Below are 15,271 nucleotides of genomic sequence, written 5' to 3'. Positions count from 1 at the left end.
CCACCTTTAGACACGTTTACGCAGTTTTGCATAATAAAAACCGTCTCCGCCGTTTTCTTGCGGAATAAACTGAAAACCAACCGCACTTTTATCATCAGTAAAGGGCAACGGCAATAACTCCGCATCTTTTTGTTCAGCCAAAAAGGCGTTGATTTGGTCAAGATTTTCATCAGGTAATACGGAGCAAGTGGCGTAAAGCAAAATACCGTTCGGTTTCAATTTTGCCCATAGCGCTTTTAGAATTTTCTTTTGTAACTCGGCAAGTTGGGCAATATCCGTTTCTTGGCGGAGCCATTTAATATCGGGATGGCGGCGAATCACACCGGTGGCGGAACAAGGCGCATCTAATAAAATTCGGTCAAATTTTACCGCACTTTGCTCTATCTCAGCCAACCATTTATCCGGCTGACTTGCATCTCCACACACAACGATAGCTTGTTGATTTAAACGATCAAGATTTTCTTCCACTCTTTTTAGGCGATGTGCTTCCACATCCAAAGCGATCACCTTAGCTTGCGGTGCAAGTTCTAAAATATGGGTCGTTTTACCACCCGGGGCGGCACAAGCATCTAAAATCCATTCGTCATTTTGCGGTTCAAGCAAGGTTGCCGCCCATTGGGCATTCAAATCTTGCACCGTTACCGCCCCTTCCATAAATTGCGGTAATTTTTGCACGGCAATCGGCGAAGTTAAACGAAGCGCATTAGGTGAGGTACTGCTTTCTGCGGAAATCGCCATATTCATCAACAAAGTGCGGTAATTTTCCGCGCTGTTTTTCTGTGTATTTACACGCAGCCACATAGGTGGTTTTTGATTGTTGGCATTAATAATATCGCGCCAATTCGGGTAGGCTTTTTTCAATTTATTGACAAGCCATTCCGGATGAAGTGTTTGCCAATGTTTATCCACCTCAGCCAAAATTTTTTCTTGTTCACGTAAAAAACGGCGCAGCACGCCATTTACCAGTCCACGGAAACTATCTGCTTTTAAAGATTTGGTCGCATTCACCGCTTCATCTACCGCAGCATGTGGCGGCACGCGCATATAAAGTAGCTGATACAACCCCACCAGCAACAAGCAATGCACGATACGTGTTTTACCTTTAAGCGGTTTATCCACAAGGCGTTTGATAATCTGTTCCAAACGCGGCAATACACGGCAAACGCCAAAACAAATTTCCTGCAAGAATGGCAAGTCCTGTGCTTCCACGGAAGATTGGATTTCCGGAATCAGTGATGAAAGCGATTTTCCTTCATCTAACACTTGCAAAATCACTTGCGCAGCCATTGCTCTGGTTGAAAGTGCGGTCGATTTTGACGGTGTTTTTACTACCGTTTTTTTAGGCGAACGTTGATTTTTCATTAAGCCAGCACCTTACCGATTTGGAACCATTCGGCACGACCATTAAGTAAATCCTGCGCCGACATCGGCTTCTTGCCTGCCGGTTGCAGTTGTTGCAAGTTCAACACGCCTTCTGCCGTTGCAATTTGGATACCGCTTTTATCGGCACCTAAAATCGTACCGGCCGGTTTATCTTGATGAGGCAATACTTCCGCTTGATACACTTTCAGAGTTTGGCTGTTGCCGTCTCTGTCTTCCGTATTGAAATAAGCGATTGGCCAAGGATTGAAAGCTCGAATATTGCGTTCAAGTTGTGCCGCAGAGAGTGACCAGTTCAATTTTGCTTCTTCTTTAGAAAGTTTTTCTGCGTAATTGCTTTGGCTGTCATCTTGTTTTTCAGCAAAAAATCGGTCGTTTTCTAAATCGTTCAGCACCTCAATAAGTGCTGGAGGCGCAATTTCTGCCAATTTATTATAAAGATCGGCGGAGGTTTCTTGCGGCAAAATATCGCAATACACTTTATGCAGCATATCCCCCGTATCTAAGCCTTCATCCATTTGCATAATAGTGACGCCGGTTTGCTTGTCGCCCGCCCAGATCGCACGTTGAATCGGCGCTGCGCCACGCCAACGAGGTAAAATAGAACCATGCACGTTTAAACAGCCTAAACGGGGAGCGCTCAATACGACTTTTGGTAAAATCAACCCGTAAGCCACCACCACCATCACATCCGCATTGAGTGCTTTCAATTCGGCTTGAGCGTCTTCCTTGCGTAAGGATTTCGGCTGATAAATCGGAATATTGTGCGCCTCGGCGAGTTGTTTTACCGGACCAGCCTGCAATTTTTTACCACGTCCCGCCGGCTTATCCGGTTGCGTGTAAACCGCAATCACGTTGTGTTCTGAATCAAGTAAGGCTTGTAAATGTTTTGCTGCAAAATCCGGCGTACCGGCAAAGATAATATTGAGTGGTTTCATCATGTTCTGCGTTATGGTTAGAGAGGAAAAATGCGGTCAAAATAAACCGCACTTTGCACCGTGGTCCGAGGATAACCCCATTCACGGCTAAATATTATTGTATCCCTTTGGGAAACATTGCTCGGACTTAAGAAAGCGGAGTGAATAACCTAGACGAACTTATTACCCCGGGCATAAACCCACTTATTGTTTCGCCGCCTGTTTTTTATACTTCATGAGTTTTTCTTTAATACGTTGGCGTTTTAGCGGGGAAAGATAATCCACAAACAAAATGCCGTTTAAGTGATCGATTTCGTGTTGAATACAGATGGCAAGTAAACCGTCAGCATTTAAGGTAAATTCTTTACCTTCACGATCCAAAGCTTTCACGGTAACCTTTTCTTTACGTGGTACCAAAGCGCGAAAACCCGGGATAGACAAGCAACCTTCTTCAATACCGGTTTCACCTTCAGAAGCCAAAATTTCCGGATTAATAAGCACCAATTGATTTTGTTTATCACCTTCAATATCAATGGTGATGATGCGTTGTAAAATATCCACTTGCGGCGCTGCCAAACCGATACCCTCTTGTTGATACATCGTATCAAACATATCATCTACAATTTTACGAATATCATCATTTACTTCGGCAACAGGCTCGCAAACCACTTTTAAATGATCGTCAGGATAAATTAATACATTAAGTGCGGTCATAATTTCTCTTCTTTTTTAATCATAAATTGTGGCGGGATTATAGCACAGGAAGCCGTACCTGTCCCTATTGAATAAATTATCCGAACTCCAATTCAACCGCACTTTCCCCCAACATATTCACCAATTCAGAGAGAATATCGTCCGTCGGTGTAATCGACCATTGAACGCCAAGACGCAATAAGGCCCTGCCTTTCGGACTTTGATAATACACATTGATGGGTAATGTGCCACCACTAACTGGTGCAAGCATATCCTTTAATTGTTTTATAAACATTGGTGTGATTTGTTCATCGGAAAGACTGAGCGCAAGAGATTTGGCATAACGTGAACGCGCTTCGTCTAAAGTCATCATATCACGCACCGTCATTTTCAAACCGCCGGAAAAATCATCCTCACTGACTTGCCCTGAAACCACGACTATCGTGTCTTTCTGCAATTTTTCCCCAAATTGCTCTAAGCTTTCGCCAAACAAAGTAATATCCAAACGTCCGGAGCGATCATCCAAAGTGGCAATACCAAGCCGATTCCCTTTTTTGGTGATGGCAATACGCGAAGCTACAATAAGCCCTGCGGCCGTACTGATTTGTCCGCGACGATTTGGTGTGAGTTCTTTTAAGCGGGTTGAGCTGTAGTGGGAAAGCTCTTTCAAATAACGACTTACCGGATGGCTACTCAAATAAAGCCCTAAGGTTTCACGCTCACCATCTAAAATTTGTTTTTCAGAGTAAGGCGGCGTATTCGCATAGGCGTTTTCCACCTCTTCGTGAGATTCGGTCAGTACGCCGAACATATCTGATTGCCCCATAGCTTCATCTTTGGCGTGTTGATCCGATGCCTTAAGCGCATCTTCCAAATTTTTAGCAAGAGCGGCACGGTGCGGCCCGAGTTTATCAAATGCCCCCGACATAATCAGGCTTTCAAAGGTACGGCGATTGATTTTTTTCAGATCCACCCGCGCACATAAATCAAATAAATCTTTGAAAAATCCACCCTCGTTACGCGCGCTCACCAGTGCCTCAATCGGGCCTTCCCCCACGCCTTTAATCGCACCGATTCCGTAAACGATTTCGCCGTTTTCGTTTACACTGAAATGATGTTTCCCCACATTAATATCCGGTGGTGTAACTTTCAATCCCATACGCAAACATTCGTCATACAAGCCAACGATTTTATCGGTATTATCCATTTCCGATGTCATTACTGCCGCCATAAATTCCGCCGGGAAGTGCGTTTTCAACCATAGGGTTTGATAAGATACCAAGGCATAAGCGGCAGAGTGGGATTTATTGAAACCATAACCGGCAAATTTTTCCACCAAATCGAAAATCTTCATGGAAAGCTCACCGTCAATACCGTTTTTAATCGCCCCTTTTTCAAATACAGAACGCTGTTTTGCCATTTCTTCCGGCTTTTTCTTACCCATTGCACGGCGTAATAAATCAGCCCCCCCTAAAGTATAACCGGCAAGCACTTGTGCAATTTGCATTACTTGCTCTTGATACAAAATGATGCCGTAAGTCGGTTCTAAAATCGGTTTTAGGCTTTCGTGCTGATAATTGGCATCAGGGTAAGAAACCTCTTCGCGCCCATGTTTACGATCGATAAAGTTATCCACCATACCGGATTGCAAAGGCCCCGGGCGGAACAATGCCACCAATGCGATAATATCTTCAAAACAGTCCGGTTGGAGGCGTTTAATCAAATCTTTCATACCGCGGGATTCCAATTGGAAAACGGCAGTCGTTTCGGCTCGTTTTAATAAATCGAAAGACGGCTGATCGTCCAATGGAATAGAGGCAATATCCACCATCGGTTTGCCCTCACGCACCATACGCGCATTGATCATATCCAACGCCCATTTAATGATAGTGAGCGTTCGCAACCCTAGGAAGTCGAATTTTACCAAGCCGGCATATTCCACATCGTTTTTATCGAAATGGGTGACAGGGTGCAAACCTTCGCTATCGCAATAAAGCGGAGCAAAATCCGTAATTAATGTCGGCGAAATCACCACACCACCGGCGTGTTTACCGGCATTTCGCGTTACCCCTTCCAGTTTACGCGCCATATCAATAAGTGCTTGTACTTCTTCATCACTGTCATAAGCCTTTTGCAACTGTGGTTCTGCTTCAAAAGCCTTGGCAAGAGTCATTCCCGGATCAGGCGGAACGAGTTTTGAAATGCGATCAACAAAGCCGTAAGGATGCCCTAGCACACGCCCCACATCTCGAATTACCGCTTTCGCCGCCATCGTACCGAACGTAATAATTTGCGAAACCGCCCCACGCCCATAGGTGTCCGCTACGTGTTCGATCACTCGATCTCGCCCGTCCATACAAAAATCCACGTCAAAATCGGGCATCGAAACCCGTTCCGGATTTAAGAAACGTTCAAAAAGCAGGTCAAATTCCAACGGATCAAGATCGGTAATCTTCAATGCGTAAGCCACAAGCGATCCCGCCCCGGAACCACGCCCTGGTCCCACGGGAATATCGTTATCTTTCGACCACTGAATAAATTCCATTACGATTAAAAAATACCCGGGGAAGCCCATTTGGTTAATCACATCCAATTCAACCTGTAAACGTTGATCATATTCCCCACGCCTTTCCGACCGCACTTTTTCATCAGGGAACAAAAACGCCAGGCGTTCTTCCAATCCCTCTTTGGATTTCTTCACCAAATAGTCTTCGGTACTCAATTCCCCCGTTGGAAATTGCGGTAAGAAATATTCTCCAAGGCGTAATGTGACACTACAACGCTGGGCGATTAATAAGGTATTTTCAAGGGCGGAAGGAATATCTGCAAACAGTGCGCACATTTCTTCTTCACTGCGGAAATATTGTTGTGCGGTGTAAAGTTTCGGACGTTTCGGATCATCCAAGGTATAGCCGTCATGAATCGCCACGCGGATTTCGTGCGCTTCCGCATCGTCCGCTTTTAGGAACACCACATCATTGGTTGCCACCAAGGGCAAACCTTTTTCCTCTGCAAGATTACAGGCGGCTTTGATATAACGTTCTTCATCCGGTTTACCGGTGCGGGTTAAGGCAAGATAAAAGTGATCAGGAAAAAATTCTTGATAAAATTTGACCGCACTTTCCGTCTCTGCGGCATTTTCTTTCAACAATTTTTTACCCACATCACCTTTTGTTCCACCGGACAAAATAATGACCCCTTCTCGATGCTCAATCAGCCAATCCTGGTCAATATAAGGCAAATCCTCATAGCCGCGCTGATAGGCTTTCGACAGCAACAAAGTGATGTTTTTATAGCCGACATTATTTTTTGCCAACAAGGTCAATTCAAATAATTCATCACCGCATAACGTACTGCGCACACGCACATCCGCACCGATAATCGGCTTAATGCCGGCGGAAAGGGTTTCACCATAAAAGCGCACCACGCCGCAAAAGTTGGTGAAATCCGTTAATGCCATCGCCACCATATTATTTGCCGCACAAGCCTTTACCAATGGCTTCACTTTGGCGATCCCGTCAATCATAGAGAAATCACTGTGTGTACGAAGATGGACAAAACGAGGTTGGGTCATTTGAAATCCTTACTGTTTAAAGGCTAAAGTGCGGTCTATTTTAATGGTATTTTTTTCATGGCTCAATCAAACAAAAATGCGGTGAAAAATCACCGCACTTCTATGGAATTACTCAGTATTATGTAGCAATTACACAAAGGAAATTTTATATCCAATATTTATTGAGGTAGGGCGGGCAACTTGTTGCCCACCGAAAATCTCAGGATTGAAATGGTGGGCAAAAAATTTGCCCACCCTACGGATCCCATAATTAAACTCTCTATATTATTTTCTTGCGAGAGGTGGAACGAACACTAAACCCAAATCCCAAGGTTGTTCAATCCAAGTATTTTGTGGAATGTCGATCACATAATCATCCACTAATTTTGCACCTGCGGGTTTGGCGAAAACGGTGACGAATTTTGCATTCGGATACATTTCACGAATCGCACGCGCCGTATTGCCGGTATCCACCAAATCATCAACAACAATAAAACCTTCACCGCCATTTGGTACATCCGCTGCGTGTAAAACCTGAAGTTCACCTTGGCTGGTGTGCTCATGATAGCTGGCGATACAAACGGTTTCTACGTGACGAATGCTTAATTCACGCGCCAATACGGCAGCAGGGAACAAACCGCCGCGGCTCACCGCAATAATGCCTTTCCATTGAGAAGCAGGAAGTAAACGTTCTGATAATTTACGGGCGTGCATTTGGAACATATCCCAAGTCACCACATATTTTTCGCTCATAGTTAAACCTTACAATTTGTCGATAAATAAAAAATGCGTAAGGATAACCTGAAACGGGGTTTTATGCTATTATTTCGTGAAATTTTTCACAAAAAAGGAGAGAAAATGTCTGAAATTACCACATTACAACCGCAACTATTATGGAAATGGTTTGATCAAATTTGTACAATCCCCCACCCCTCTCATTATGAAGATGAGTTGGCGAATTTCATTGTCAATTGGGCGAAAGAAAAACAATTTTTTGTAGAACGTGATGAAGCCGGTAATGTGCTGATTCGTAAACCTGCCACACCGGGTATGGAAAATCGCACACCGGTTGCACTCCAAGCGCATTTGGATATGGTGCCGCAAGCAAACGAGGGCAATCCGCACGATTTCACCAAAGATCCGATTCGCCCCTACATTGACGGCGACTGGGTAAAAGCACAAGGCACAACATTAGGAGCAGATAATGGGATTGGTTTGGCTTCAGCCCTTGCCGTGTTAGAGAGTCACGATATCGCACATCCACCCCTTGAAGTCTTGCTGACGATGACGGAAGAAACCGGTATGGACGGTGCGTTAAATCTTCGCCGTAACTGGTTGCAATCCAAAATTCTGATTAATACGGATACGGAAGAAATCGGCGAAATTTATATCGGTTGCGCCGGCGGCATTAACGCTAATTTGGAAATGCCGATTCAACGTGAAGCCAATACCTTTGAGCATTGCCTTCAACTCACGTTAAAAGGTTTACGCGGCGGTCATTCCGGTTGTGATATTCATACCGGCAGAGCCAATGCGATTAAAGTGCTTGCCCGTGTATTGGCAAAACTTTCGCAAAATCAACCGCACTTTCAGCTTGCTGAAATCCGTGGCGGCTCAATTCGTAATGCCATTCCTCGTGAAGCGGCAGCCGTATTCGCCCTTAATGGTGATGTAAAATCCCTTGAAAGTGCGGTCAAAAATCTGGAAGTTTTACTCAAAGAAGAACTGGCAATCGTCGAACCGAATTTAACCCTTTCTGTTGAAACCTCAGAAAAAACGGAAAAAGTCTTTACTGCCGAAAGTACAGAAAGCGTAATTCACCTTCTCAACGCCTTACCAAACGGCGTTATCCGTAATAGTGATGTAATTAAAAACGTGGTGGAAAGCTCATTGAGTATCGGTGTGTTAGCGACCGAAAATGAGAAAGTCGCCGGCACGATTTTAGTGCGTTCCCTCATTGAAAGCGGCAAAGATTACGTGACGGAATTACTCCGTTCTATTGCAACCTTAGCCGGTGCAAAAGTCGAATTCTCCGCTCCCTATCCCGGCTGGAAACCGGTAAATGATTCCGCCATCGTAAACCTCACCGCCAAACATTATGCGGAACTTCTAGGCAAACAACCCGAAATCAAAGTGATCCACGCAGGCCTTGAATGCGGTTTATTAAAAGAACATTACCCTCATATTGAAATGGTATCTATTGGTCCAACTATCCGCAACGCCCACTCACCGGACGAGAAAGTGCAGATTTCGGCGGTGGAGATGTATTGGGGGATTTTGGTGAGGGTGTTGGGGGATGTTTTAGTTAAGTAATACTACTATAAACATACGGCTAGGTGTTTCTAGCCGTATATTATTCAATGTAAATATAGGACTGAGGTGCACGATTTATTCCAAAATCACTTAAATCTTTTGTTTCTGAATATTTGATTACCTTACCTACTTTTATTGCGTAAGCAATATCTGCGCCTAAGAAATAGCTAAAATAATCCTCTTTCAGAATACAAATATATGAATTAAATTTTCGAAAAATCTCTTCTGGAGTACTTACAATAATATCATCTATCTCAAATTCACCAACAACTTTCATTATCGGAGCTGATGAATAAACAATTATAGTGTTTACTCTCTTCTTAAAAATTTTCCTCCGAAGCTCATAGAGTTTCTCACCTAAAAATATTTTATCTGCATATTTTGGTTTAATAGACATTAAAACTTTCATCTAAACTGTCCATTATAAATATATTCTTTCTTACCCTCTCTATATAATCCAGAAATTTCCTCTGTTTTTTCAAAGCCATATTTTGAAAAAATTTTTGAAAAAAGCTTGTCAGATTCTTCTGGCACAGTTATTAAAGGAGTATTTGTTCCCAAAAATTCAATAGCTTTATCTAAAAATTCAGATCCCATTCCTTGACCTTGGTATTTATCTCCCACTCGTAATGTACAAATTTTCTTTTCATCTCTAGTATTTTTCAGAATCATTAATCCCGATATACAGAATGCATTACTTTCATTTGATAAAGAGATAAACATTTCTCTATTTTCTGGATTCTTTCTAATTTCTTGATCAACTTTTTTATACCAGCTTAAGATATCTGGATACACAAGCTCAGCAAGGAACTCCTCAGATTTACTCTGAATGTTACTCTTAATAATTGAAGAATCCTCCAAATATTCTAATGATAATTGACTAAATGCGCTCTTTAGACTATCTGGATTAATATCTGAGTACTTTATTATTTGATACATAACTAACCTCCAAAAGAAGAACTAAAAAATTTTAGTCAGAAGTGAACTTAGCCAATTTGCTCCTACTGACATTGCTATAATAACAACTACATACCATATAATCCTTTCTTTAGTATTTAATGGATATTTAAATCTCGATAAATTTGTAAAAGAAGATATAAATTTATCTCCATCACATACTTTCTTAAAATGATATGCAATAATATCGCCACTATTTAATGAAATATATTCTTCCCAAACCTTCTTCTCTAAAACCCTACTTTTATATTCATTATGTCCTGATATAAACTCATCGGTTGCATCTCGCATAATTAAATAATGAATACTTGATATATTAAATGTATTTAGTCTAAAAGCTTCCTCTCTTAAATCATCGATAATAGAACGAAAGTCATTAATCCGGAAATCAATAATTTCAGTAGTTCTTAAGGATGAATCTTGCAGAAGGTTAATTTTTTCATTTTCTCTTTTTAATATTTCAATATCATCTTTAGATGGAGTTATCCTTATCCTAAAATAATACTTCTTATCACTTAAAGATGATACCTTGGATTCGTTTCCAGATAAGATATTTCCTAGAGTGATTTCAATACGTCCATATCCATCATTATTTGAAATTTTAATTAATGATTCCCTTAATTTATAAACTATAAACCCATCAGATGATTGAGAAGATTTAAAATCATCACCTTTTTTTATTACTTTAATTCTATTTGGATGAATATTTCCTGTAACTTCACAAGTTTCATTAAAAATTGCTTCTATTAAATTATTATTTTTAAAAAGACATTTACCAAGATCCTCAACTCTTTTAACGGAAAAAGGGCAGTACAAAATAATATGATTAATGTTACTAATATCATTAATCATAAAACCGAAGTCAAGAAAGAATCTTGGAGTATCCTCAGATTTTTGAGAATTCATACACCATAAATTAACATGAATGTCAACGTTTTCTGTTTTATCTGTTTTAGAAGTAACATCCTCCTCCTCTCGCTTTGTATACTCCAATAAAAAACTTCTCATAATTTTACCTTACAATTTTTTAAATGATTTTATGTTATTTCTTGTACTTTCGTCTATTATTTTTAGCAATTTAACCAAAGATAACTTTTCATTCAACAAAAAGCCCCATTCGGGGCTTTCGTTTTATCTATTTTGCAATATTAATCTTCCATTTCGGAATTTAATAATGCGGCAAGGCTTTGGGTTGCATCGTCAGCGACAAATTCAAATTCCGCTTCGATATCCGCATCGGTAACGAAAGATGAAGCCGGAGTTTCGATCGCTTTCACTGATGATTCCAATGCTTTTTGGCGGTTTTTAATGCGATTTTGGTGATACGCAAAACCGGTACCTGCCGGAATTAAACGACCTACGATAACGTTTTCTTTCAAGCCGCGTAATTCATCACGTTTACCTGCAACCGCCGCTTCCGTTAACACACGGGTTGTTTCTTGGAACGATGCTGCAGAAATGAAGGATTCCGTCGCAAGAGAGGCTTTGGTGATACCCAATAATTCGCGCTCGAATTCAACCGGTGGTTTGCCCTCTGCTTCACGTTTACGGTTTACGATTTTCACGCGCGCCACTTCCACTTGTTCCCCTTCTAGGAACTCGGAATCATAAGCGTTGGTGATAATCGCTTTACGCAACATTTGGCGAACGATAACCTCAATGTGTTTATCGTTGATTTTTACCCCTTGTAAGCGGTAAACATCTTGCACTTCGTTCACGATATATTCGGTTACAGCGCGTACGCCACGTAAACGTAAAATATCGTGCGGAGTTTCGGCACCATCGGAGATCACATCACCACGCTGTACCATTTCACCTTCAAATACGTTGAGCTGACGCCATTTCGGAATCATTTCTTCGTACACTTCACCTTCAATTGGCGTAATCAATAGACGGCGTTTGCCTTTGGTTTCTTTACCGAATGAGACGACACCTGAGATTTCTGCCAAAATTGCAGGCTCTTTCGGTTTACGCGCTTCAAAGAGATCCGCTACGCGTGGAAGACCACCGGTAATATCTTTCGTCCCCACGGATTCTTGCGGAATACGTGCCAATGGTTCACCTACTCTCACCGCTGCACCGTCATCCAAACTTACGATAGCCTTACCCGGTAAGAAGTATTGTGCGATAACATCGGTTTCAGGTAAGAAAATGTCATTACCCTTTGCATCAACCAATTTAATGGTTGGACGTAAATCTTTGCCCGCCGTTGCACGTTCACCGACATCTTGTACCACAATAGAGGAAAGACCGGTTAATTCATCGGTTTGACGTGTTACGGTTAAACCGTCCACGATATCAATGAATTTCACAAAACCTGAAACTTCGGAGACAACCGGCATGGTATGCGGATCCCAGTTCGCAACGGTTTCGCCTGCATTTACTTCTTGGCCGTCAGCCTTATTCAATACCGCACCGTAAGGCACTTTATAATGTTCTTTGGTACGACCGAATGCATCTGTAACCGTTAATTCTGTGTTACGTGAAGTTAAGACTAATTTGCCTTCATCATTCGTTACGAATTTTGCATTAGCTAAATGTAAAGTACCGGTATTTTTCACCTGTACGCTAGATTCTTTCGCCGCCGCAGATGCCGCACCACCGATATGGAACGTACGCATGGTTAACTGTGTACCCGGTTCACCGATTGATTGTGCCGCAATAACACCGATAGCTTCACCTTGGTTGATCAAGTGACCACGTGCTAAGTCGCGACCATAACATTTCGCACACACACCGAAGTCGGTATCACAGGTTACCACCGAGCGCACTTTTACGCTGTCCACGGAGTTTTCATCTAACACATCACAGAGTTTTTCATCTAATAAGGTGTTGCGCGCAATTAAGACTTCTTCCGTACCCGGTTTGTAAATATCTTCCGCAGCAACACGACCTAATACTAACTCGCGAAGCGGAACTTTTTCATCACCACCTTCGATTAACGGGGTCATTACCAAGCCCTCGTGCGTACCACAGTCGTCTTCAATGATCACCAGGTCTTGCGCAACATCAACCAAACGACGGGTCAAATAACCGGAGTTTGCCGTTTTCAATGCGGTATCCGCCAAACCTTTACGTGCACCGTGGGTTGAAATAAAGTACTGCAATACGTTCAAACCTTCACGGAAGTTCGCAGTAATTGGCGTTTCGATAATCGAACCGTCCGGACGAGCCATCAAACCACGCATACCGGCTAACTGACGAATCTGTGCCGCAGAACCACGCGCACCGGAATCCGCCATCATAAAGATACTATTGAATGACGCTTGTTTTTCAGGATTACCTTCACGGTTGATAACTTCTTCCGTTGAAAGGTTTTCCATCATTGCTTTTGCGACGCGTTCATTCGCTGCGGCCCAAATATCGATTACTTTATTATAACGTTCACCTGCGGTAACAAGACCTGATTGGAATTGTTCTTGAATTTCCGCCACTTCTTCTTCCGCTGCAGAAATAATTTCGTATTTCTTCTCAGGAATCACCATATCGTCAATACCGACAGATGAACCAGAACGTGCTGCGTAAGCAAAACCGGTGTACATAATTTGGTCTGCAAACATTACCGCTTCTTTCAAGCCTAAACGGCGGTAAGCCTCGTTAATCAATTTTGAAATGGCTTTTTTACCTAATGTTTGGTTGAATAATGAATACGGCATACCTTGCGGAGCAATCATCCACAAAATTGCACGGCCGATAGTGGTATCAGTCAATGTGGTTTTCGCATCAAATTCGCCCGCTTCATTTTTCACATATTCGGTAACACGCACTTTTACGCGAGAATGTAATTCCGCTTGACCGGTGCGATATGCTTTTTCCGCTTCGCGTGGGTCTTGTAATAACATTCCTTCGCCTTTACCGTTTACTTTTTCACGGGTCATATAGTAAAGACCCAACACCACGTCTTGCGATGGAACGATAATCGGATCACCGTTTGCCGGAGAAAGTACGTTGTTGGTTGACATCATCAACGCACGCGCTTCCAGCTGTGCTTCTAACGTTAATGGAACGTGAACCGCCATTTGGTCGCCATCGAAGTCCGCATTAAACGCCGCACAAACAAGCGGGTGTAATTGAATCGCTTTACCTTCGATCAAAATCGGTTCAAAGGCTTGGATACCTAAACGGTGAAGTGTCGGCGCACGGTTTAATAGAATCGGGTGTTCGCGAATCACTTCCGCAAGAATATCCCACACGATAGCATCTTCACGCTCAACCATTTTCTTCGCCGCTTTAATGGTGGTTGCATAACCACGGCTTTCTAATTTCGCATAGATAAACGGACGGAATAATTCCAATGCCATTTTTTTCGGCAAACCGCATTGGTGTAAATGTAAGTATGGTCCTACGGTGATTACGGAACGACCGGAGTAATCCACACGTTTACCAAGTAAGTTTTGACGGAAACGACCTTGTTTACCCTTAATCATATCCGCTAATGATTTCAACGGACGGCGATTAGAACCGGTGATCGCACGACCACGGCGACCGTTATCCAATAGCGCATCTACAGATTCTTGCAACATACGTTTTTCGTTACGTACGATAATATCCGGCGCGATTAAATCTAATAAACGTTTTAAACGATTGTTACGGTTAATAACGCGGCGATATAAGTCGTTCAAATCCGAAGTAGCAAAACGCCCACCATCAAGCGGTACTAACGGACGTAAATCAGGCGGAAGCACAGGTAATACGGTCATCACCATCCATTCCGGTTTATTGCCGGACTGAACGAAGGCTTCTAATAATTTTAAGCGTTTAGTGATTTTCTTACGTTTGGTTTCAGAATTGGTTTCTTGCAATTCTTCACGTAATTTTTCACACTCCACCTCAAGATCCATACCTTTTAAGAGATCTTGGATAGCTTCCGCCCCCATTTTCGCTTCAAATTCATCTTGCCAGCGATCTTCTGCCTCAAGGTATTGTTCTTCGGTTAACAATTGACCGCGCTCTAAATCCGTCATACCCGGCTCGGTCACGATGTACATTTCAAAATAAAGTACACGCTCAATATCGCGTAACGGCATATCAAGTAATAAACCGATACGGGACGGAAGTGATTTTAAAAACCAAATGTGTGCTACGGGTGATGCTAATTCAATGTGTCCCATACGTTCACGACGAACTTTAGTTTGGGTAACTTCCACACCACATTTTTCACAAATTACACCGCGATGTTTTAAACGTTTATATTTACCACATAAACATTCGTAGTCTTTTACCGGCCCGAAGATACGTGCGCAGAAAAGACCGTCACGTTCAGGTTTGAATGTACGGTAGTTAATGGTTTCAGGTTTTTTTACTTCACCGAACGACCATGAGCGGATCATATCCGGTGAGGCTAACCCAATTTTAATCACATCAAAATCTTCACTGGTTTTTGACTGTGCTTTTAAAAACTTAACTAAGTCTTTCACAAATGTTCTCCTGTCGGAGTTAAAGGTTTAAAGTGCGGTTG

At 42.4% G+C, this 15,271-nt stretch carries 10 protein-coding genes; 1 reads left to right on the top strand and 9 read right to left on the bottom strand.

Annotation, left to right across the window (positions count from 1 at the left end):
* Nucleotides 1-6: 6 nt before the first annotated feature.
* From rsmB to gpt, 5 genes are all read right to left on the bottom strand, one after another.
* Complete coding sequence (rsmB, locus tag IHV77_RS06975) at nucleotides 7-1,362, bottom strand: 16S rRNA (cytosine(967)-C(5))-methyltransferase RsmB (protein ID WP_194811280.1); 1,356 nt, start codon at nucleotides 1,360-1,362, stop codon at nucleotides 7-9.
* Complete coding sequence (gene fmt, locus IHV77_RS06970; RefSeq protein WP_194811279.1) at nucleotides 1,362-2,318, bottom strand: methionyl-tRNA formyltransferase; 957 nt, start codon at nucleotides 2,316-2,318, stop codon at nucleotides 1,362-1,364. Before fmt ends, rsmB begins: the two co-directional genes overlap by 1 nt.
* A gap of 183 nt (nucleotides 2,319-2,501) precedes the next feature.
* Entirely contained in the window at nucleotides 2,502-3,011 is a 510-nt protein-coding gene (gene def / locus IHV77_RS06965) for a peptide deformylase (protein ID WP_194811278.1), read from the bottom strand.
* Nucleotides 3,012-3,087: 76 nt separating this feature from the next.
* Nucleotides 3,088-6,564 carry a DNA polymerase III subunit alpha gene (gene dnaE / locus IHV77_RS06960; RefSeq protein WP_194811277.1) on the bottom strand — a complete coding sequence of 1,159 codons (3,477 nt, stop codon included), beginning with the start codon at nucleotides 6,562-6,564 and terminating at the stop codon, nucleotides 3,088-3,090.
* Between the two features lie 264 nt (nucleotides 6,565-6,828).
* On the bottom strand, nucleotides 6,829-7,296 hold the full coding sequence (gpt, locus tag IHV77_RS06955) for a xanthine phosphoribosyltransferase (RefSeq protein WP_194811276.1): 468 nt from the start codon (nucleotides 7,294-7,296) through the stop codon (nucleotides 6,829-6,831).
* Nucleotides 7,297-7,401: 105 nt separating this feature from the next.
* Between gpt and pepD the strand changes: the two genes are divergently transcribed.
* On the top strand, nucleotides 7,402-8,856 hold the full coding sequence (gene pepD / locus IHV77_RS06950) for a beta-Ala-His dipeptidase (RefSeq protein WP_194811275.1): 1,455 nt from the start codon (nucleotides 7,402-7,404) through the stop codon (nucleotides 8,854-8,856).
* Nucleotides 8,857-8,896: 40 nt separating this feature from the next.
* Here pepD and IHV77_RS06945 read toward each other — a convergent pair whose 3' ends face one another.
* From IHV77_RS06945 to rpoC, 4 genes are all read right to left on the bottom strand, one after another.
* Nucleotides 8,897-9,253, bottom strand: coding sequence for a hypothetical protein (locus IHV77_RS06945; protein ID WP_228549995.1), 357 nt, complete (start codon nucleotides 9,251-9,253; stop codon nucleotides 8,897-8,899).
* Nucleotides 9,254-9,261: 8 nt separating this feature from the next.
* On the bottom strand, nucleotides 9,262-9,795 hold the full coding sequence (locus IHV77_RS06940; RefSeq protein ID WP_194811273.1) for a GNAT family N-acetyltransferase: 534 nt from the start codon (nucleotides 9,793-9,795) through the stop codon (nucleotides 9,262-9,264).
* 21 nt (nucleotides 9,796-9,816) lie between these two features.
* Nucleotides 9,817-10,821, bottom strand: a complete 1,005-nt coding sequence (locus IHV77_RS06935; RefSeq protein ID WP_194811272.1) for a hypothetical protein — start codon at nucleotides 10,819-10,821, stop codon at nucleotides 9,817-9,819.
* 140 nt (nucleotides 10,822-10,961) lie between these two features.
* Entirely contained in the window at nucleotides 10,962-15,230 is a 4,269-nt protein-coding gene (gene rpoC, locus IHV77_RS06930; protein WP_194811271.1) for a DNA-directed RNA polymerase subunit beta', read from the bottom strand.
* Nucleotides 15,231-15,271 lie beyond the last annotated feature (41 nt).

This window comes from Rodentibacter haemolyticus (assembly GCF_015356115.1).
In the GTDB taxonomy this organism is placed as follows: domain Bacteria; phylum Pseudomonadota; class Gammaproteobacteria; order Enterobacterales; family Pasteurellaceae; genus Rodentibacter; species Rodentibacter haemolyticus.
The sequence above is the reverse complement of the archived record's forward strand: the minus strand, read 5'-3'. Positions and strand labels throughout refer to the sequence as shown.